The following is an 18,989-nucleotide window of genomic DNA, read 5'->3' as shown; positions in this document are numbered from 1 at the left end:
CCAGATTCCATTCGATGGATAAAATCTACGTCTTTCCCGAACAATAGCCAAGTGATTGGCGGCTATCCCTGCAGGTCCCTACTCCCCACCGACTCCCAGCCTTCGCAAGCTCAGGCCGGGGCCCTCGCCGGCGTGGGCCCCCCACCGGCTCCCGCCGGAACTCCGACCCGGTCGCTGCCCGCGTAGACGTTCAAGCTGGTCCCCCGGCTGAAGCCCACCAGCGTCAGGCCGGTCTCCTGTGCGAGCTCCACTGCGAGGCTGGAGGGTGCGCTGACGGCGGCCAGGACCGGGATCCCTGCGAGCGCCGCCTTCTGGACCAGCTCGAAGGATGCCCTCCCGGAGACCTGAAGGACGGTGCCGCGCAGGGGCAGCATTCCTTCGCGCAGCGCCCAGCCCACCACTTTGTCCACCGCATTGTGCCTCCCCACGTCTTCCCGCAGGCACAGCAGCTCGACAGCACCGTCGTCGTGGATCCGGAAGAGTCCGGCGGCGTGTACTCCCCCGGTTTTGTCGAAGACCGCCTGTGCTTCACGGAGACGGTCAGGCAGCGCGGCCAGAACCTCCACCGGGACATTCAGGGGGTCGTCCTCGGGGCTGAAGTGTGAGGATTTACGCACTGCCTCGATGGAGTCGGTGCCGCAGATCCCGCACGAGCTGGAGGTGTAGACGTTGCGCCCGGTCTCCGGCAGGACGACGTCGGGACGCAACTGAGCTTCCACCACGTTGAAGGTCTGAACGCCGTTCTCGTCCTCGCCGGCACAGAAGCGCAGGGAAATGAGCTGGGCCGGGTCCCAAATAACACCTTCGGAGACCAGGAAGCCCGCCACGAGGTCGAAGTCGTCGCCAGGGGTCCGCATGGTCACCGAGAAGGACATGTGCCCCAAACGCACCTCGAGCGGTTCCTCGACGGCCAGGAAGTCCTCGCGGTAGCGGACCGGGTGCTCCAGGGCCTGGGCGGAGCCGTCCAGGACGAATTTGTGCACCTTGCGGCGCTGGGTCACCCGTCCCATCTCAGCTACCCACCTTCCCGGCGGGTTCCGCATGCCCGGCGGCTTCCCCGTGTCTGACGAACCGCACCGTCATGGCCTTGTAGCCGGGGGTATTGGATTCACGGGCAACGAGCTCCCGGTGGACCAGGGCGTTGGCCTCGGGGAAGTACGCGGCGGCGCAACCCTTGGCCGTTGGGTAGGCAACCAGCCGGAACTTGTCCGCCCGGCGCTCCGTTCCGCGGAAAGTGGAGATGACGTCCACCATGTCCCTGTCTTCGAAGCCGAGTTCGCCGAGATCGTCCTCGTGGACCAGGATCACGCGGCGGCCTTCGGAAATGCCCCTGTATCGGTCGTCGAGCCCGTAAAACGTGGTGTTGTACTGGTCATGGCTGCGGACTGTCTGCAGGATCAGGTGGCCGGCAGGGGCTTCGAGGTACTCCAGTGGGCTCACGGTGAATCGCGCCTTGCCGATGTCCGTGGCGAACGTGCGGGTGTCGCGTGGCGGGTTCGGCAGCACGAAGCCGTTCTTGGTCCGCACCCGCGCGTTGAAGTCCTCGAAGCCGGGGATCACCCTGGAGATGTGGTCGCGAATGACGTCGTAGTCTTCGGCCATGGCCCGCCAATCCACGGGGTGGTTGTCCCCGAGGACCGCCTGCGCCATGCGTGCGACGATGACGGGTTCGCTAAGCAAATGCTCCGAAATCGGAGTCAACCGGCCCTGCGTGGAGTGGATGACGGACATGGAGTCTTCAACGGAGAGGATCTGCCGTCCGCCCGGGTGTTTGTCGTCCGTGTCCGTGCGGCCCAGGGTGGGCAGGATCAGGGAGGTCTTGCCGTGTACAACATGGGCGCGGTTGGGCTTGGTGGAGATATGGACCGTCAGCCCGGCTTTCTTGAGCCCTTCCTCCAGGGCGACGGTGTCCGAACCTGCCGCGGCGAAGTTGCCGCCCATGGAAACGAAGACGTCCACCTCGCCCTTCTCCAAGGCGTGCTGGGTTTCCACGGAGTCGTATCCGTGGACCCGCGGTGTGGTGAATCCAAACTCTTTGTCCAAGGCTGCCAGGAAGCCTTCGGACGGTTTCTCCCAGATGCCCATCGTGCGGTCGCCCTGTACGTTGGAGTGGCCGCGCACGGGACAGGCGCCGGCACCGCGTTTGCCGAAGTTTCCCTGCAAGAGCAGCAGGTTGATGATTTCCCGCAAGGTGTCCACGGAGTGCGGCTGCTGGGTGAGGCCCAGCGCCCAGCAAATGATGGTGCCCTTTGACGCGGCGAGCATGCCGGCCACCTTGGTGATTTCGATACGGCTCAGGCCCGTGGCGCGTTCCGTCTCTGCCCAGTCCAGGGTAGCCCGGGCTTCGGCGTAGGCCTCGAAACCGTCGGTCTGCGCCTCGATGAAGGCGCGATCAACCACGGTTCCCGGCTTCCGCTTCTCCTCCTCCAACAGGAGGTGGCCCAGCGCTTGGAACAAGGCAAGGTCGCCACCCACCTTGATCTGGAGGAATTCATCGGCGATGTCCGTGCCGCCGCCTACCACGCCGTTGAGCGACTGGGGGTCCTTGAAGTTCAGGAGCCCGGCTTCCGGCAATGGATTGACGGCTACGACCTTGCCGCCGTTGTTCTTGCAATCACGCAGGGCTGAGAGCATGCGCGGATGGTTCGTGCCGGGGTTCTGCCCCACAACGAACACCAACTGAGCTTCATGGATGTCTTCCAGGGAGACAGTGCCCTTGCCGATGCCGATGGTCGGGTTGAGGGCGCTTCCGGAAGACTCGTGGCACATGTTCGAACAATCGGGCAGGTTGTTCGTGCCCAGGCTGCGGGCGAACAGCTGGTACATGAAGGCTGTCTCGTTGGCCGTGCGCCCCGAGGTGTAAAAAACGCAGCGGTCCGGCGTGGTGGCATTCACGTGCTCGCCGATCAGGGCGAAAGCATCCGTCCAGCTGATCGGCGAATAGTGCGTCTCGCCAGGGCGGATGACGACGGGCTCGGCAATGCGGCCTTGGCTGCCGAGCCAGTATTCGGTCTTGTCCCCAAGCTCGGCCAGGGAGTGCCGGGCCCAGAACTCCGCGTCGACCACGCGTGTGGTGCTCTCCTCGGCGATTGCCTTGGCCCCGTTTTCGCAGAACTCGGCGGGACTGCGTTTGCCCGTGATGGACTCCGGCCAGGCGCAGCCGGGACAATCGAAACCGTCCCGCTGGTTGACGCGAAGCATTGACTTGACGGTCCGGCCGACACCCGCTTGGGACCAGCCCCGTTCCAATGCCACGGTGACAGCTTTGACGCCCGCCGCGGAGCGCTTGGGTGGGTGGATCTGGAGGTCATCTTCATTGATGTCCTGCTCGGGAGCATGCCTGTTCATGTCCCCATCATTGCAAGGCCTGACTCTCTAATCCACCCGCGTCCATCCCGCACCTGAAACTCTCAGCCCGTCAGGGCGCTCCAGTCCACCGGACCGGACGAAACCTTCCGTGCTGGCTTGGCAGGAGTCTTCTTGGCCTTGTCCTCCGGTGGCTTCGGCCGGGGAAGCGGCGGCCCCCACGGCAATGGAAAAGCTGGCACTGCCTCTCCAAGTTGTACGCCGTGCGGCGGCACCACCATGATTCCGTCCGCACTGGCGAGGCCGCGCATCATCCCGGGCCCCGCGTGCTGGGCCGGCGACGCCAAACCGTACACAAACCTGAAGGGAAGCAAGCGCGTGCGCCCGGGATCGGCGTCGAGCATTGCACCGCAAGGAACCTCGCCCACCTCGGGCAGTGTTCCGTGACCCAGACCCGCGAGGAGCGGCGCGCCGATCGTGAAGAGGACCATCATGGCCGCGAGCGGATTGCCTGGGAGACCCAGCACGAAGCGACCGTCCGGCAACTCGGCCAAAACGCCGGGATGTCCCGGACGCATCGCAATTCCATCAATCAGCAAGCGGCCACCCAGCTCCGCAATGGCCCGACGGAAGTGGTCCGTTCCCGAACGGCCGGTACCCCCGGTGGTGATGACGACGTCGGCGGGTGGCGCGTCCGGCGACAGCTCACCTTCCTCAAGGGCCGAGAGCCATTCGTCATAGGAGTCGCCCACCTTGATTTGCTCGCCGCGAATGCCGCCAAGGAGCTCGACGACGGCGCCAAGCTGGGGACCGAAGGTATCCCTCACGCGCCCGGGGGCCGGGACACCCGTGGTCACCACCTCGGCGCCGGTCAGCACCATTTTCACGAGGGGCTTGCCCAGGACGTCCAGTTCATCACGTCCGGCCAGGGCGGCCAGGGCGAGATGGGCCGGGTTCAGGACGACGCCTGATTTGATCAGCAGCTCGCCCGCCGCGGCTTCCTCTCCCGCGTCGCGGATGTGTTGCCCGTTGCGCGGTTCGCCGGGCTTCGCGTTCCCGCCGAGCGCGAGCAGTGGTAAGCCGTCTTCGTCCGTGGTCAGGACCCCGCTCTCCCTCCGCAGAACGGCCTTGGCCCCGGGCGGGATCAGGCCACCGGTGGCGATCGGGCTGGCTTGGTGCGGTGCAAGCCGATGGCCGGGTTCGGCGAGGATCCATGGACCGCTGCCGTTGACTGCCCAGCCATCCATCGCAGAGGACGCGTAGTGCGGCAGATCCTGCAGGGCGTGGACATCCGAGGCCAGGGTCCTGCCGATGGCGTCCTTCAGGGCAACGGCTGCGGCGGGAATGGGCGTGGCGCTATCGAAGGCAAGTTGCCGCGCCTCGGCCCACAAGTGGTCGGCATGCTGGACATGCCCGGCGGCTTCCGTCATCCGGCGTCGGTTCCGGGGTTCGTATAGTCCTTCGCGAGCGTGCGTGCCAGGCCAAGTGCTGCATCCATCGACGCTGCCTGGGTGGCTTGTCCCGAGCCCGCGGCAAGCCCGGCCGCAAAGCCCGCAATGAAGGTTGTCAAAGGAGCCGCCGGCCGGACCACCGAATGGGCTGCGACGCCCGCCAGGGACAGGATCTCGTTGATGTCGATCTCGACGTCGTCCAACTCATACGCTTGCAGCAGGCTCCTGCACCATTCCTCGAGCGTTTCTTCCTGGCTCTTCACGATCCGCCTCCACTGTCCGGTACAGCTGTTGTCACGGCAGGTCGCCGTCCACTCCAAGCGCCGCGGCGTCATCCCAGGTATCCACGTCATCAGTGGACCCTGCGGGGACAGGCACGGCCAGCAGATCAAGCCTAGCAAGCAGGCGGAAAACCGCGGCGTTGACCAGGCCACGTTCTTCTCCGGCAGCTTGCACTTCGCGCTGCAAAGCAGATACGCGGTAGATCCCGAGCAGCGGCTGCTTCCTACCGTCGCCGGATACGGACATGGCCCCATCCGTGTCCTGGTGGCCTGTAACTTCCCGGAGCAGGACCGGAACCGCGGCGGCGGCCAGGGGCATATCGCAGGCCAAGACGAGAACCCAGGGCGCGTGCTTCGTGGACGGCTCCTCGCCGTTTTGCGTTTCGCCTTCGTGCCCCAGGGCGAGGAGTCCGGCGGCGATCGCGGCTGCGGGTCCGGCGAAGGGCGGCTCCTCCCGCGCGGTCAATGTGCCGTCCGGCAGAGTGCCGGGATCCGGGCCGACGACGACGACGCTTCCCGCACCGCGTGCGGCCGCCACGGCGCGCTCAAGGAGTGTGGCGCCGTCGTATCTCAACTGGGCTTTGGGCACGCCGCCGAGGCGGGAGGACTTGCCACCCGCCAATATCACCGCATCAAAGTCCACCCGCCCAGATTACCCGGGAAGCGGGCTCAATTCCGGTTCAGGCCGCCGACTCGGGCAGGAGGAAGGGATCCCATGCGGGCGCAGGTTTCTCAAGCTCCTTGATTTGCCAGATAGTCCCGGTGGGCGCCGCCGGAGTGAACCTCAGTTTCCAGCCCATCTCGGCTGGGGTGTGGTCACTCTTGGCGTTGTTGCAGCGCAAGCACGCTGCCACCAGGTTTTCCCAGGAATCCGCGCCGCCCCTGGATTTGGGGTGGACGTGGTCAATGGTGTGCGCTGCTTTCCCGCAGTAGGCGCAACGGTGACCGTCGCGGCGCAAGACGCCGCGGCGTGTGACCGCCGTGATGGTGTTGTACCTCGGCCGGATGTAGCGATTGAGCAGAATCACGGAAGGACGTCCGAGAATCTCTTGTGGCCCGACGACAGGCTCGTCGCCTTCGGCCACTACGCTCGCTTTTCCGGTGAGCACAAGGACCAGCGCCCGGCGGAAGGTTACTACCGCCAGCGGTTCATATCCAGCATTCAGAACGAGTGTGCGCATGCACGTACCTCTTCACGGCCGCACCCGTCAGGGGCGCGAGGGCCGGCTGCCCTCTGCATGTACGGGCTGTGGATCGACAACCTAAGAGTAAACACCAGAAGGCCAGATCAACGAATCCATGCGGGGGTTCCAGCGCAGTGTCGGTCAAAGTTCATGTGCCGGACACGTAAGCGCACGCTCGTTAAAACAGGACATCCCCACCGGCGGACCAGCGGGGATGTTCCAGTGAAGCTATGTAACCGGGGGCTATTTAGCCACCAACGCGGATGAAGACCGGGCCGGAGCCGACATTGACGCTGTAAAGGGCGGTGGTGCCACCGTTCCAGCCGCCGTGGACTGCCATACCGTTGCCGACGTAAACAGCGATGTGGGCCATGCCCATGCCACCGTTCTGGTAGTAGACCAGGTCTCCCGGCTGCGCTTCAGCAGCGCTGACCGTACGGCCAAGGGAGAGGTAGTCTGCCGGCCAGCCGTGGAAGTTGATGCCAACAGCGGCCAGGGAGTTCGAGGCCAGGGCAGTGCAGTCCTGGGCAACGCCAAGCTGAGCGTAAGCTGCGGCAGCAATCGCTGCGCCCTTGCCGCTGGCAACCTTCGTGGCGGGCGAAACAGCAGCGGTCACAGAAAGCGTCGAGGAGCCGGTAGCGGCACCCGTGGCAGCCTGCGAAGCCGGAGCGGCTTCCTGGGTGGCAACCGGAGCTGCGACAACCGGAGCAGCTTCGGTTGAAACCACCGGGCGTTCGTACTTGATGGCGACGGAGGAGTCGGCCGAAATGCTGGCTTGGGCGATGGACTGGACTTCCAGGGCGGAGGTCGAAGTGGACTCGCGGGGAACGTTGGTTTCTGCAGCGTTGGCTGCGATACCGCTAGTGAGCACCAGACCGGAAGCAGCTGCGATAACGGCTGCCTGACGGCCTACGCCACCGGCGTTGCTGCCGACAGTCTTAGCGATAACGGCAAGCGAGTTGGTCTTGGTGACCGCGGCACGGTGGCGCGCAACAGTAGAGCGTGAAGACACGTTAAGAGGCCTCTCCCTATGCCCGCGAGGTAAGCTGTCGGATTCGGATGGGAGTCATCCGGCCACACTCCTCCCTCTCGGAAGTCGTGCGACTTAACCCCAAGGCCATCGGTGAAGATGACCAAAAGTGGGTCCCCCGCCTCTGCCAGACGATGTTTTGCGAACGGAACCTCGGGCAGTGGCAGAGCTAGGCAATCCACCCGAGTGCATCAACTCTCTAAAAGTTGATGCGAGTTAGACGGTACATGAGTTTTGGCTGAATGTCACATTCAGGTCACGGAGCGTGACAAGCATGCGAGAGACTTCCATCGGATTGGCTACAGCCAGCCCAGGGGGTCAACGACGTCGCCGTTGACCATGACTTCAAAGTGGAGGTGGCAGCCCGTGGAGGCGCCCGTAGTGCCGCTCAATGCGATGACATCGCCTCGGCCAACCGTTTGGCCCACCTGGACGTTGAACGACGACAAATGGTTGTACGTGGTTTCCAGGCCGTTGCCATGGTCCACCACAATGCGGTTTCCGCCGCCATACGGATGCCAGCCGGCGAAGGTGACCTTGCCGGCCGCGGCAGCATGGACCTGGGTGCCGCACTGGGCCACGAAGTCCTGTCCGCGGTGGAACTCCCCCAACCCGCCCGTGATGGGATTCACGCGGTAGCCGAAAGGCGAGGCCGTGGTCAGGGTGTCCAGGGGCGCCCCCAGGGTGCCCTTGGAGGACGAGGTCTTGATGGTGCCGACGGACTGTGCGCTCAAGAGCTGCTTGAGCTTGCTATCCGGATCCGCAGTGGTTGACACTGCGGCACGGCTGAAGTCGATCGTGGCGCTTGCCGCGGCCGGAATCTCGGGCTGGGTGCCCACAGCCGAGGCGGCCTGGCTTGAATCCGCCGCGGCAGTCATGGCGCCGGTGCCCGGCATGGCGACTGTCAGGATGAGGCCCGTCGTAGCGAGGGCCACTCCGGCCTTCTGTCCTGCTCCGCTCGCGGCGGCGAATTCGGCCATCTGCCGCAAGGGACCCTTGCGGCGGCGAAGTTCGCGATGGGGATCGCGCGGCCGCTCGTGCTCGACGGCGCTTGTGCTCCGCAGCTCAGCAGTAGGACCGGACGCGCGCCTGCGGCCCCTGGTGTTCTGCGTGGTCAAGGTTTTCCTCTCTGGCAAGCCTGCGAAGTTAGCTGTCGGATTCGGGCCAGAGAGATCGTGGACCCGGTCCGCGCGAAGGGCACGAAACGCAAGGTACCCGGAGGGGCCTTGCGTTGTTTGCACTTCCGCTACGGACTTCACCCCAAGGCCGTCTTTCGACAGCCGATGGTGGTTCCTCCGTTTCTGCCAGTGAATGGACTAATCCACCTGATCCGCTGGCAGAACTCGGCTTCGGATCAGGTAACGCTTTGGTATCGGCGCCAGTATTTAACTATAGGGGATTAAGCCCCACGGTAATAATTTCGTTATCTTTGCGGGCGACCCCGCCGGGCGGCTAGGCGACCGTGACAAACACGTGCGAGGCGACCTCAGGCGGCAGCTCCAGCGCGCCCTCGATATTGGGCACGCGAACGGAAATGTACTCCCCCACGCGCTCCAGGGACACCCTGGCGCCCGGGCGGATTCCGCCCTCGTCCAGCTGGACCAGAAGTTCCGGTTCCACCTGGATCGGTTCAGCCAGCCGGCTGACGGTGACCCGGTTTTCAGGTGAATATTCGTTCATCGCGTCAACAAGGTTGACCACGCCATCCGTAAAGGCGTGGGACGCGGCTCCACCCAGCGCTTCGAGTCCGGGAATGGGGTTGCCATAGGGCGATTCCGTGGGGTGGTCCAGCAACTCATAGAGCCGCCGTTCCACGCGCTCACTCATGACATGCTCCCAACGGCACGCTTCATCGTGCACGTAGGCCCAGTCCAGTCCAATGACATCTGCCAGGAGCCGTTCGGCGAGCCTGTGCTTGCGCATGACCTCGGTGGCGCGTTTCCGGCCCGTTTCAGTCAGCTCAAGGTGCCGGTCGTTGGACACAATCACCAGGCCGTCGCGCTCCATCCGCCCGATCGTCTGGGAAACGGTGGGGCCGGAGTGCCGCAAGCGCTCGGCGATGCGGGCGCGAAGAGCCACGATGTTCTCTTCTTCAAGCTCCAAAATGGTCCGAAGATACATCTCAGTGGTATCGATCAGATCCGTCATCCAGCTCAGCTCCTCGAGCGCAGTATCTTGCGTATTTTCGCCAGCTCCAAGCTTAGCTTATTTGGAATTACTCCGGATAATTCCGGCGCTTGTCCACCGCCCGGTCCGCCGTCCTCTCCTGAGCCGGCGGAACAATGGTTTCCACGTGGCGGACTATGACACCTTCGGTTCTGCCCCCGACTGCGGCGTCAGGCAGAATTGGGGAGTCGAAGGGGCAGCTTGCCACCTGCCACGACCCATCTAGGCCGCTACTTCACCATTGGAGCATCCCGTGAGCGACAACAGCATCACCATCCCCGCCGATTTGCTGCCCAAGGACGGCCGCTTCGGCGCCGGGCCCTCCAAGGTCCGCCCGGAGCAGATCGAGGCCCTCTCCGCCGCCTCGACAACGATCCTCGGCACCTCCCACCGCCAAGCACCCGTCAAGAACCTGGTGGGCTCCGTCCGCGAGGGACTTAGCCAGTTCTTCCGTGCGCCCGAGGGCTACGAGGTGATCCTCGGCGTCGGAGGCTCCACCGCGTTCTGGGACGTCGCCAGCTTCGGCCTGGTCGAGAAGAAGGCCCAGCACCTCTCCTTCGGTGAGTTCGGTTCCAAGTTCGCTTCGGCGACCAACAAGGCACCGTTCCTTGAAGCTTCCTCCATCATCACGTCCGAGCCTGGTACCCGGCCGGTTTCCCAGGCCGAAGCAGGCGTGGACGTGTACGCGTGGCCACAGAACGAAACCTCGACGGGTGTCGCCGCTCCGGTCAAGCGGGTTCAGGGCAGCGACGACGGCGCCTTGGTCCTGGTGGATGCGACGTCCGCAGCCGGCGGCCTGGATGTTGATGTTGCCGAAGCCGACGTCTACTACTTCGCCCCGCAAAAGAACTTTGCGTCCGACGGAGGCCTGTGGCTGGGACTCTTCTCCCCCGCCGCCCTGGAGCGCGCGGCCCGTATCAAGGCAAGCGGCCGCTGGATCCCAGATTTCCTGGACCTGCAGACGGCTATCGACAACTCGAAGCTCAACCAGACCTACAACACGCCGTCCCTGTCCACCTTGGTGACATTGGATGCCCAGGTCCAGTGGCTCAACAAGAACGGTGGCCTGGATTTCGCTTCCGGACGCACCGCGGACTCCGCAAGCCGTATCTACAGCTGGGCAGAGGCTTCCGAGTACGCCACCCCGTTCGTGGCAAAGGCCGAGGACCGCTCCAACGTCATTGCCACGATCGATTTCGATGACTCGATCGACGCCGCGGCCATCGCCAAGGTGCTCCGCGCCAACGGGATCGTGGACACGGAGCCCTACCGCAAGCTGGGCCGCAACCAGCTGCGCATCGCTACCTTCGTTGCCATCGAGCCGGACGACGTCTCCGCATTGCTCGCCAGCATCGACTTCGTGGTGGGCGAACTGAAGAAGTAAGGGCCTGCCGCATTCCCGCGGTCAGGACTGGTCGGCGTCGTCCGGGTGGGGATCCCGGGCGGCGCTGTCCCTTTTAACGGCGTCCCTATTAGCTGGACCCGCGCCTTGGGACTCAATCCGGAAGAACCGCATCCCGCCGGCGCTGCGGTCGAAGCGGAGCCGCAACTGGCGCGCGCGGATGATCCACACGATGCCGACGACGGCGGTGCTGGCGCCCGCGGCGGCGGCCACTCCCACTGCCCACCGGGGTCCGGCGACGTTGGACACCCAGCCGACGAACGGTGCGCCGATGGGCGTTCCACCCATGAAGATGGCCATGTAGAGTGCCATGACCCTGCCGCGCATGACAGGTTCGGTGGTGGACTGCACGTAGCCGTTGGCGCTCGTGATCATGGTCAGGGCAAACAGTCCGCAGGGAATCAGCGCCAAGGCAAACATGGTGTAATTCGGCGCGAGGGCGGCCAGCCCGCTCGCGAGGCCGAACCCGCCTGCCGCTGCGAAGATGAGCCGCATGCGTGGCCTCCCTCGCCGGGCGGAAAGCAATGCTCCTGCGACGGAGCCGATCGCCATGACCGAGTTGAGCAGCCCGAATGCCCCCGCGTCCATGCCGAACTCCGTGCCGACCATGGCCGCGATGAAGAGGACGAAGTTCAGTCCGAACGTGCCCATGATGAAAATCGCGACGAGGACAACCCCAATGTCCGGGCGATTGCGGACGTAGCGAAGCCCTTCACGGATGCGGCCTTTGCCCGCGGCGGCGCGGGGTTGGACGCGCAAGGAGGAAAGAGGGATGGCCCGGATCGCGCCAAGCATCGCGAGGAAGGTCAGGGTATTGATCATGAATACCCAGCCCGGCCCCACGGCCACCGTCAACACGCCGGCCACCGCGGGACCGATCATGCGGGCGACGTTGAAGGACGCGCTGTTCAGCGCAACGGCGTTGGAAAGATAGTCGTCCTTGACCAGCTCCGAGACGAACGTCTGGCGGACGGGGGCGTCAAGTGCCGAGACGACGCCAAGCAACAGCGCGAACACGTAGACATGCCACAACTGCGCCGCACCGCTTAGGACCAGGAGTCCCAAGCCAGTGCTCAGGACCGCCATGGCCGATTGCGTCATGACGAGGAGCCTGCGCCGGCTGTAGCGGTCGGCAAGCAGTCCGGCCCACGGCGCCAGGAAAAGCTGCGGACCCAGTTGGAGGGCCAAGGTCACGCCCATCGCACCGGCATCGTGGTTGCTCAGATGGGCGAAGACCAGCCAGTCCTGGGCAGTCCGTTGCATCCACGTGCCGATATTGGAAACGAGCGCACCGATGAACCAAATGCGGTAGTTAAGGACACCGAGCGATTTGAAGGTGGACATCAGTTGCCACCTTCACGAAATTCACTCGCCGGGTCCGCCAAGGGCTAGTCAGCCTCGATGTCGTCGGCGTCGTCGCTCTCTTGTTCGTCACCCGGGGCGGCGACGTCCTCACGGGAAGGGTCGCCGTCGTCGTCCGCGTCAACGGGGACGCCGGCTTCCTCCGCCTCCTCGGCCGCGGTAGCCTCGTCCTCCGGACGGACGCGCTTTGCCCAAGGCACCCATTCAGGAGCGAGGATGGAGTCCTCGGACGGCAGCAAGCCAAGCTCGCTGACGGTGACCACTTTGGAGCGCGAGTTGCGGGTCACGACGGCGTACCACTGCCACCCGCCGTACCCGGCCAGCCGCGATTCGAACAGGTGCGTGACGACGCGTTCGCCTTCCGAGCGCGCGGCAATATGCGGCCCGATTTCTGCCGGCTTGGCAATGGTCTCCACCGCATTGCGGGCGACGTCGACGGCGGCCGCAAGGAAAGCGTCCGGCTTGCCGACGCGCCACACAGGAATGCCGGTGCGGGGTTTCGCCGTTGATGTCATGGCAGGTTTAGGCTTCCAGCTCGTCGGCAACCTTGCGCAGGGCTGCTGCGATGGCTTTGCCCTTGGCGCCTTCAGGGTACTTGCCGGCGGACAACGTGCCGGAGAGGTTGTCCAGTACAGATACGAGATCCTGGACTACCGGAGCGAGCTCGCGGGCGTTCATGCGCTTGGCCTTGGCGATGGAAGGCAACTTGTCCAGGACCCGGAGGCCCAGCGCCTGGGCGCCCCGGCGACCGTCGGCGACGCCGAACTCAACCCGGGTTCCTGCCTTGAGATCCGCTACGCCTTCGGGCAGTGCGGATTTGGGCAGAAACACTTCCTGGCCGTCCTCTGCTGCGAGGAATCCGAAGCCTTTTTCCTTGTCATACCACTTGACCTTGCCGGTGGGCACGTAATCAACCTTCTTCGTTCTTACTTGCGAGACACAGCCGGCACGCCACCGCATCCGCAGGAGACTGCGGGAATAGGGGTGACTGCCTGGACCATGTTGGTCTATTGCTTCAAGGTTATCCTGCCCGGCCACCGATTCGCGCTTTGAGACCCCCGCAGGCAGGTCCCGCCGCCTTTTGCCCGCGGCCAGGCTGCACCCTTGCCTGGAACAGGGGATGCCGCCCGGGACTGTTAGCGTTGCTTCCATGATTCCCCACGACTTCCGCCGCCCGCTCACGATCGTTGCCGCCGTCGTCGCAGTCCTGTCCCTGGCTTCCGTAGCCGCCGTCATGGGGATCGCTTTCGCCAACGGAGTGGCACCGGTGTGGGTCACGTCCACCGCTCTCTACGGGCTGCCGCTCGCCTTTATTTTGATGGCCGCGCTGGTGGTGGACGCTGTGTGGGCGCGGCGTCGGCAATGAGCAGCCGGAAAGCCCGACGGCGGACCCGGCTGGCTGTAACGTTGAATTGATGTCCCTTATTCGCGCGCTCAGCAAGGAACTGGAAGCGCGCAGCGATGATTCGCTGCGGGCCCTGTTTGCCGCGCGGCCGGACCTCATCTCCCCGGTGGTCCCGGACTTCGCTGCGCTCGCGGCGCGGGCAAGCGCCCGCGTCAGCGTGCAGCGCGCCTTGGAACGGCTCAACAAACCGGAGATGCAGGTACTGGAGACACTCCACCTATGCACCAACACGGACACGGGCCACAGCGTGTCGGCGGCGGGACTCAAGAAGTGCATCAATGGCGCCACCCTTGCCGCGCTCGAGCCGATCCTGAACAAGCTCCAGGAACTCGCCCTCATCCACCGGGCCGATCCGCCGGCCACGGTCCACAATCCGGGGCGGCAGCGGTTCTACTTGCCGGTGGGCAGCCTCAAGGACGTCATCGGCATCTATCCGGCCGGTTTGGGCCGCAGCTACACCGAGTTGGTTCGGCTGCAACCGGCCTTCGCCCAGCGCGTGGTGCATCTCGTTGCCGAACTCCACCAGAGCGGCGCCGATATCCTGGCCGCCACGACGCCCATGGATGCTGCGTTGGCGCTGCAACGCTGGACCTCGACGCCGGAGAACCTTCAGCACATCCTGTCCGAGGCACCCGTACGGACGCGTCCCCTTTTGAACAAGTTCGGCAGTTGGGCCATGGGGGCCGTTCCCCAGGCCCAGCGCAAGGCTTCCGTGCTCCATGAAGGCCGCGACGTCGGTCCCGTGGACTGGCTCCTGGCCCGCGGTCTGCTTGTCCCCTTGGACGCCGGCCACGTTGAGCTCCCGCACAGCGTGGGCCTGTCCCTGCGCGGCGGCGCAATCGTGGACCACTTCACCTTGAAGCCTCCCGTTCCTGAACTGGGCCAGACGAGTGCCGCGTTGCGCCGGAACGCCGCCATGGGTGCCATCGCAGAAGCGCTCCGGTTGGTGGGTGAACTCCTCTACGCGGTCCGCGAGCAGCCCGTGGTCACCCTGCGCAGCGGAGGGGTGGGCGTGCGCGAGCTCAAACGCCTTGCCGACAGCCTCCGCCTGGGCTTGTCCGAGACCGCCCTGATCCTCGAGCTCAGTGCCTTGTCAGGATTGCTGCGGCTCGATGTGGACAGTTCCACCTGGGTGCAGCCGCCATCGCTGGAATGGCTCACGCTCCCCCGCCAGGAACAGTGGCTCTGGCTGGTCAACGCCTGGCTCGCGAGCGAGCGCGCACCCTCCCTTGTGGGCCAAACCCTTCCCGGGCCCGCCACCACGGCACCGCGATCCGGCTCTCCGGCAACCCCCATCAATGCCCTGTCCGCAGAGGCCCAACGCCCTGACGCTCCGCTGGTCCGCAAACGGATCCTGGAGATCCTCGAAGAGCTCACCCTCGAGGTGGAAGCACCGGACGGCAAAGCTCCAGTGCTGAACGCCGAGGCCGTCATGGAACGCGCGGAATGGTCCCAGCCCCGGATGTCGCGGCGGTTCAGCTCCCTTGTCCGCGGGATCCTGCACGAAGCCGAACTCCTAGGGCTCATGGGCTCCGGCGCCCTGACCCAGCTTGGTTCGGCGATCGCCACCGAACAGCCCGAGTTGGCCCTCAGCATCCTCGGCGAACATCTGCCCGCCGCCGTCAACCACGTCCTGCTCCAAGCGGACCTGACCGCCGTCGCGCCGGGGTACCTGGCACCTGAACTGAGCGAAAAACTGCTCTTGATCGCCGACGCCGAAGGCCAGGGCCCGGCCACGATCTTCCGCTTCTCCGGAGATTCGATCCGGCGCGCGCTGGACGCCGGCCAGGACGCCGAAACCATCCTCGCGTTCCTGCGCACCCACTCTGCCACTGACGTTCCGCAGCCGCTCCGCTACTTGATCAAGGACATTGCCTCGAGGCACGGCCGGCTGCGGGTCGCGAGCAGCCCCAGTTTCATCCAAAGTGACGACGAGGCCGCCATCGCCGAGCTCGTCCGCGAGCCCGGGGCCGCAAGCCTGGGGCTTGTCCGGATCGCCCCCACGGTACTGACCTCCAGCGCGAGCCCCCGGGAGACCGTGAGGGTGCTGCGCGAGCTGGGACTCTCGCCTGCCGTGCAGGAGGCGGAGACCGCCGTCGTGCGCTATAAGAGGACGGCGTCGGTGGCCGCTGGCGCCCGTCCCGTGTATACGGCGCCCCGCACCGCACCACCGGACGACGACGTCGACGCCCAGCTCGCGGTGTTGAGGCACCATCGGGCGGTCCACGGCGAGGTGACCGGCGAGGCGGCGACGCAACTGGGCCTCGAAACCCTGCAGAGGGCCATCCGGCTGAAGCAAGCGGTCACCATGAACGTGGTTGACGGCTTGGGGAATTCCAACACCGAAACCGTTGTTCCGGTATCGGTGTCCGGAGGGCGCGTCCGGGTGTTCGACGCCGCCAGGGACACCGAAAGGGTCTTGTCCATCCATCGCATCATCGATGTGGAACCTGCGGGCGAGCCGCACAAGTGAGGAAGCAATAGTGAGCGACGGTCCGCTGATCGTACAGAGCGACAAAACCATCCTGCTGGAAGTCGACCACGAGCTCGCCACCGAGGCACGGCATGCGATCGCGGCGTTCGCCGAGCTTGAGCGCGCCCCCGAACACGTCCACAGCTACCGGCTCACCCCTTTGGGCCTGTGGAATGCGCGCGCGGCGGGACTGGACGCCGAAAAAGTCCTCGACACTCTCCTGCGCTATTCCCGTTTCCCGGTGCCGCACTCCTTGCTGATCGACATCGAAGAGACCATGTCCCGCTACGGCCGCTTGCGCCTGGAAAAGGACCCGCAACACGGATTGGTCATGCGGACCACCGACTACCCCGTACTCGAGGAAGTCAGCCGGGCCAAGAAAATCGCGCCGTTGCTGGGGCCCAGGATCGACGGCGAAACCGTCGTGGTGCATTCCTCCCAGCGGGGACAGCTCAAGCAATTGCTGCTCAAGCTCGGATGGCCGGCCGAGGACCTCGCAGGCTACGTGGACGGCACGCCGCACCTGATCGCCTTGAACGAGGACGGTTGGCACCTGCGGCCGTACCAGAAGCTTGCCACGGAGAACTTCTGGGCGGGCGGCAGCGGCGTCGTCGTGCTGCCCTGTGGCGCGGGCAAGACCTTGGTGGGGGCCGCAGCCATGGCTACGAGCTCCACCACCACGCTGATCCTGGTGACCAACACGGTCGCGGCCCGGCAATGGAAGGACGAACTCCTCAAGCGGACGTCGCTGACGGAGGAGGAGATCGGCGAGTATTCGGGCGCGGTCAAGGAAGTCCGGCCCGTCACGATCGCCACCTACCAGGTCCTGACCACCAAGCGCGGAGGCCTTTACCCGCACCTGGAACTCGTGGACGGGCACGATTGGGGACTCATCATCTACGACGAGGTCCATCTCCTCCCGGCTCCGATCTTCCGGATGACCGCGGACCTGCAGGCCCGGCGGCGCCTGGGACTCACGGCGACGCTTGTGCGTGAGGATGGCCGCGAGGGCGAGGTCTTCAGCTTGATCGGTCCCAAACGCTACGACGCACCGTGGAAGGACATCGAAGCCCAGGGCTACATTGCGCCGGCGGACTGCGTGGAGGTCCGGGTAGACCTGCCTAGGGACGAGCGCGTGGCCTACGCGATGGCTGAGGATGCGGACAAGTACCGGCTCTGCGCGACGTCCGAGACCAAGACCCACTTGGTGGAGCAGCTCGTTGCCCTGCACCAAGGCGAGCCGCTGCTGGTGATCGGCCAGTACATCGACCAGTTGGATGAGATCGGCGAGCGTTTGGATGCTCCCGTGATCAAGGGCGATACGACAGTCAAGGTGCGGCAGAAGCTCTTCGACGCCTTCCGGGCCGGTGACATCAAGACCCTCGTGGTATCCAAGGTGGCCAACTTCTCGATCGACCTACCCGAGGCATCCGTGGCGATCCAAGTGTCGGGGTCTTTCGGTTCCCGCCAGGAGGAAGCTCAACGCTTGGGGCGCCTGCTTCGGCCCAAGCAGGACGGCCGCGCGGCACGCTTCTACTCCTTGGTGGCCCGGGACACCCTCGACCAGGATTTTGCGGCCAAACGGCAGCGCTTCCTCGCCGAACAGGGCTACGCCTACCGGATCATGGACGCCAAGGACGTACCCGCCGGGTAAGGCGCGTCATTTTTTCTGGCTAGGCAACCAGCTGTTGTGCGTGTTCCTGGGGCTGCGCTCCTTGCCGCACGACGACGTCGACCACAGCCCAGGACTCCTCGTCCTTGAGCTGCGCATCCGCGAAGCGTTCGGCGGCGCGGCGGTCGCTGAAGTCCTCGTGCTCGATGCGTCCGGAGAGCGTGTCCAGGTAGCTGACATGGAATTCGACGTCTTGAATTTCAACGCGTGATTCTTGTTTGTTTTCCATGGCTCAAGTGTGAATCCGGGGTCCGACAATTTAGGACTGTGCCCGCGGCGTGTTGGCTTTTGGCCGGATTGCCGAGGCCTGCGCAGCACCATTCAGGCCCTGCGCAGCACTTCCGCGGCGGTGCTCCGGACCGCCTCGGTCACAGCGTCCAATATGCGCGACGGTGTCCGCCACCTTTGCCAGTACAGAGGCACGTCCAATGGCCGCTCAGGCGCGAGTTCCGCCAGGGATCCATCGGCTATGTCCCGGCCGCATTGCGGTTCAGGCAGCAATCCCCACCCGAGCCCCAAACGAATGGCCTCGGCAAACTCCTGGCTGGACGGAACAAAGTGGCGCGGGCCTGCAGGCTCCATCCCACGAGCCGCACCGCCCAGGAGTTCCAGGAAGCGGTGCTGGTACTCGTCCTTGCGGTCGAAGTCGACGGCGGGAGCAGCGCAGAGCGAGGCGACATCGACGCCGTCGGGAAGCCACCGTGCCCTGAAGCCCGGAGTGGTGACGGCACGGTATCGCATGCTCCCGAGCGGCTCCACCCGGCATCCCTGCACCGGCTCAGGAGTCGCGGTCACTGCGGCCATGACAGTTCCGGCGCGCAGCATGGACGTGGAATACTGCTCGTCGTCGCGGTGAAGATCGAAGACAGCGTTCAGCTCCGCGGGAACCCTTGTCAGGGCCTTGAGGAACCAGACGGACAAGGAATCCGCGTTGACGACGATCGGAACCGAGACCATCGGGGATTCGCCGGGCAGGCCCAGTTCAAGTTCGGCGTCGGCCTCCAATTGGGCGAGCTGCCGCGCCAATCTGAGCACCACATGTCCCGACTCCGTGGCCTGGACCGGATTGCTGCGCTGCAGCAATACCCTTCCGGACGCTTGTTCAAGCGCCTTGAGACGCTGGGAGACCGCCGACGGCGTGATGTTCAGTGACCGGGCGGCGGCGTCGAGCGTGCCTTCCGTGAGCACGGCGGCGAAGGTGTGCAACTGTTCGGAGGAGAATCTGGCCATAAGACAATCTTACGATGCTTAAGAATA

18 protein-coding genes and 2 riboswitches are annotated in these 18,989 nt (G+C 65.1%); of the genes, 4 read left to right on the top strand and 14 right to left on the bottom strand.

Annotated elements, in window-relative coordinates; genetic code table 11:
• Positions 1-110: 110 nt before the first annotated feature.
• The 9 genes from fdhD to QRN51_RS09455 form a co-directional block, all read right to left on the bottom strand.
• A complete protein-coding gene (gene fdhD / locus QRN51_RS09495) occupies positions 111-1,010 on the bottom strand; it encodes a formate dehydrogenase accessory sulfurtransferase FdhD (RefSeq protein ID WP_284989626.1) in 900 nt (299 codons plus the stop codon).
• Position 1,011: 1 nt separating this feature from the next.
• Positions 1,012-3,348 carry an FdhF/YdeP family oxidoreductase gene (locus QRN51_RS09490; RefSeq protein WP_284989625.1) on the bottom strand — a complete coding sequence of 779 codons (2,337 nt, stop codon included), beginning with the start codon at positions 3,346-3,348 and terminating at the stop codon, positions 1,012-1,014.
• A 62-nt stretch (positions 3,349-3,410) separates the two neighbouring features.
• Positions 3,411-4,736, bottom strand: a complete 1,326-nt coding sequence (locus QRN51_RS09485; protein ID WP_284989624.1) for a molybdopterin molybdotransferase MoeA — start codon at positions 4,734-4,736, stop codon at positions 3,411-3,413.
• Positions 4,733-5,020 (bottom strand): DUF6457 domain-containing protein, encoded by a 288-nt coding sequence (locus tag QRN51_RS09480; RefSeq protein ID WP_059388193.1) that lies wholly within the window; start codon positions 5,018-5,020, stop codon positions 4,733-4,735. Before QRN51_RS09480 ends, QRN51_RS09485 begins: the two co-directional genes overlap by 4 nt.
• Positions 5,021-5,051: 31 nt before the next feature.
• The gene (mobA, locus tag QRN51_RS09475; RefSeq protein WP_284989623.1) at positions 5,052-5,681 is read right to left on the bottom strand and encodes a molybdenum cofactor guanylyltransferase; all 630 of its coding nucleotides are present in this window, start codon (positions 5,679-5,681) and stop codon (positions 5,052-5,054) included.
• Positions 5,682-5,718: 37 nt separating this feature from the next.
• Positions 5,719-6,219, bottom strand: a complete 501-nt coding sequence (locus QRN51_RS09470; RefSeq protein ID WP_028266173.1) for an HNH endonuclease — start codon at positions 6,217-6,219, stop codon at positions 5,719-5,721.
• 250 nt (positions 6,220-6,469) lie between these two features.
• Positions 6,470-7,234 (bottom strand): NlpC/P60 family protein, encoded by a 765-nt coding sequence (locus QRN51_RS09465; protein ID WP_059388194.1) that lies wholly within the window; start codon positions 7,232-7,234, stop codon positions 6,470-6,472.
• Between the two features lie 5 nt (positions 7,235-7,239).
• A riboswitch (cyclic di-AMP (ydaO/yuaA leader) is annotated at positions 7,240-7,406 on the bottom strand.
• 145 nt (positions 7,407-7,551) lie between these two features.
• Positions 7,552-8,370 carry a M23 family metallopeptidase gene (locus tag QRN51_RS09460; protein ID WP_284989622.1) on the bottom strand — a complete coding sequence of 273 codons (819 nt, stop codon included), beginning with the start codon at positions 8,368-8,370 and terminating at the stop codon, positions 7,552-7,554.
• 2 nt (positions 8,371-8,372) lie between these two features.
• A riboswitch (cyclic di-AMP (ydaO/yuaA leader) is annotated at positions 8,373-8,580 on the bottom strand.
• A gap of 124 nt (positions 8,581-8,704) precedes the next feature.
• Entirely contained in the window at positions 8,705-9,400 is a 696-nt protein-coding gene (locus tag QRN51_RS09455; RefSeq protein ID WP_284989621.1) for an iron-dependent transcriptional repressor DtxR, read from the bottom strand.
• 271 nt (positions 9,401-9,671) lie between these two features.
• Between QRN51_RS09455 and serC the strand changes: the two genes are divergently transcribed.
• The gene (serC, locus tag QRN51_RS09450) at positions 9,672-10,802 is read left to right on the top strand and encodes a phosphoserine transaminase (protein ID WP_284989620.1); all 1,131 of its coding nucleotides are present in this window, start codon (positions 9,672-9,674) and stop codon (positions 10,800-10,802) included.
• A 21-nt stretch (positions 10,803-10,823) separates the two neighbouring features.
• Here serC and QRN51_RS09445 read toward each other — a convergent pair whose 3' ends face one another.
• Genes QRN51_RS09445 through QRN51_RS09435 form a run of 3 tightly spaced genes read right to left on the bottom strand, consistent with a single transcriptional unit; the run spans position 10,824 to position 13,088 of the window.
• Entirely contained in the window at positions 10,824-12,164 is a 1,341-nt protein-coding gene (locus tag QRN51_RS09445) for an MFS transporter (RefSeq protein ID WP_284989619.1), read from the bottom strand.
• Between the two features lie 44 nt (positions 12,165-12,208).
• Positions 12,209-12,697, bottom strand: a complete 489-nt coding sequence (locus QRN51_RS09440) for a DUF3027 domain-containing protein (RefSeq protein ID WP_084784410.1) — start codon at positions 12,695-12,697, stop codon at positions 12,209-12,211.
• A 7-nt stretch (positions 12,698-12,704) separates the two neighbouring features.
• Positions 12,705-13,088 carry a cold-shock protein gene (locus tag QRN51_RS09435; protein WP_059388199.1) on the bottom strand — a complete coding sequence of 128 codons (384 nt, stop codon included), beginning with the start codon at positions 13,086-13,088 and terminating at the stop codon, positions 12,705-12,707.
• A 244-nt stretch (positions 13,089-13,332) separates the two neighbouring features.
• On the opposite strand from QRN51_RS09435, the gene QRN51_RS09430 reads away from it, so the two are divergent.
• From QRN51_RS09430 to QRN51_RS09420, 3 genes are read left to right on the top strand one after another with little or no spacing between them, the layout of a single operon-like run.
• Positions 13,333-13,548: a hypothetical protein gene (locus QRN51_RS09430; RefSeq protein ID WP_059388200.1), complete on the top strand. Its 216-nt coding sequence runs from the start codon at positions 13,333-13,335 to the stop codon at positions 13,546-13,548.
• A gap of 49 nt (positions 13,549-13,597) precedes the next feature.
• Positions 13,598-16,060, top strand: a complete 2,463-nt coding sequence (locus QRN51_RS09425; RefSeq protein ID WP_284989618.1) for a helicase-associated domain-containing protein — start codon at positions 13,598-13,600, stop codon at positions 16,058-16,060.
• Between the two features lie 10 nt (positions 16,061-16,070).
• Positions 16,071-17,714, top strand: coding sequence for a DNA repair helicase XPB (locus QRN51_RS09420; protein ID WP_059388201.1), 1,644 nt, complete (start codon positions 16,071-16,073; stop codon positions 17,712-17,714).
• Between the two features lie 19 nt (positions 17,715-17,733).
• On the opposite strand, the gene QRN51_RS09415 is transcribed toward QRN51_RS09420, so the two are convergent.
• Positions 17,734-17,961: a hypothetical protein gene (locus QRN51_RS09415; protein WP_059388202.1), complete on the bottom strand. Its 228-nt coding sequence runs from the start codon at positions 17,959-17,961 to the stop codon at positions 17,734-17,736.
• Positions 17,962-18,053: 92 nt separating this feature from the next.
• On the bottom strand, positions 18,054-18,962 hold the full coding sequence (locus QRN51_RS09410; protein WP_284989617.1) for a LysR family transcriptional regulator ArgP: 909 nt from the start codon (positions 18,960-18,962) through the stop codon (positions 18,054-18,056).
• Positions 18,963-18,989 lie beyond the last annotated feature (27 nt).

It is taken from the genome of Arthrobacter sp. efr-133-TYG-120 (assembly GCF_030209785.1).
GTDB lineage: Bacteria > Actinomycetota > Actinomycetes > Actinomycetales > Micrococcaceae > Arthrobacter.
Note: the sequence above shows the minus strand (reverse complement) of the source record. Positions and strands in the feature narration are given on the sequence as shown.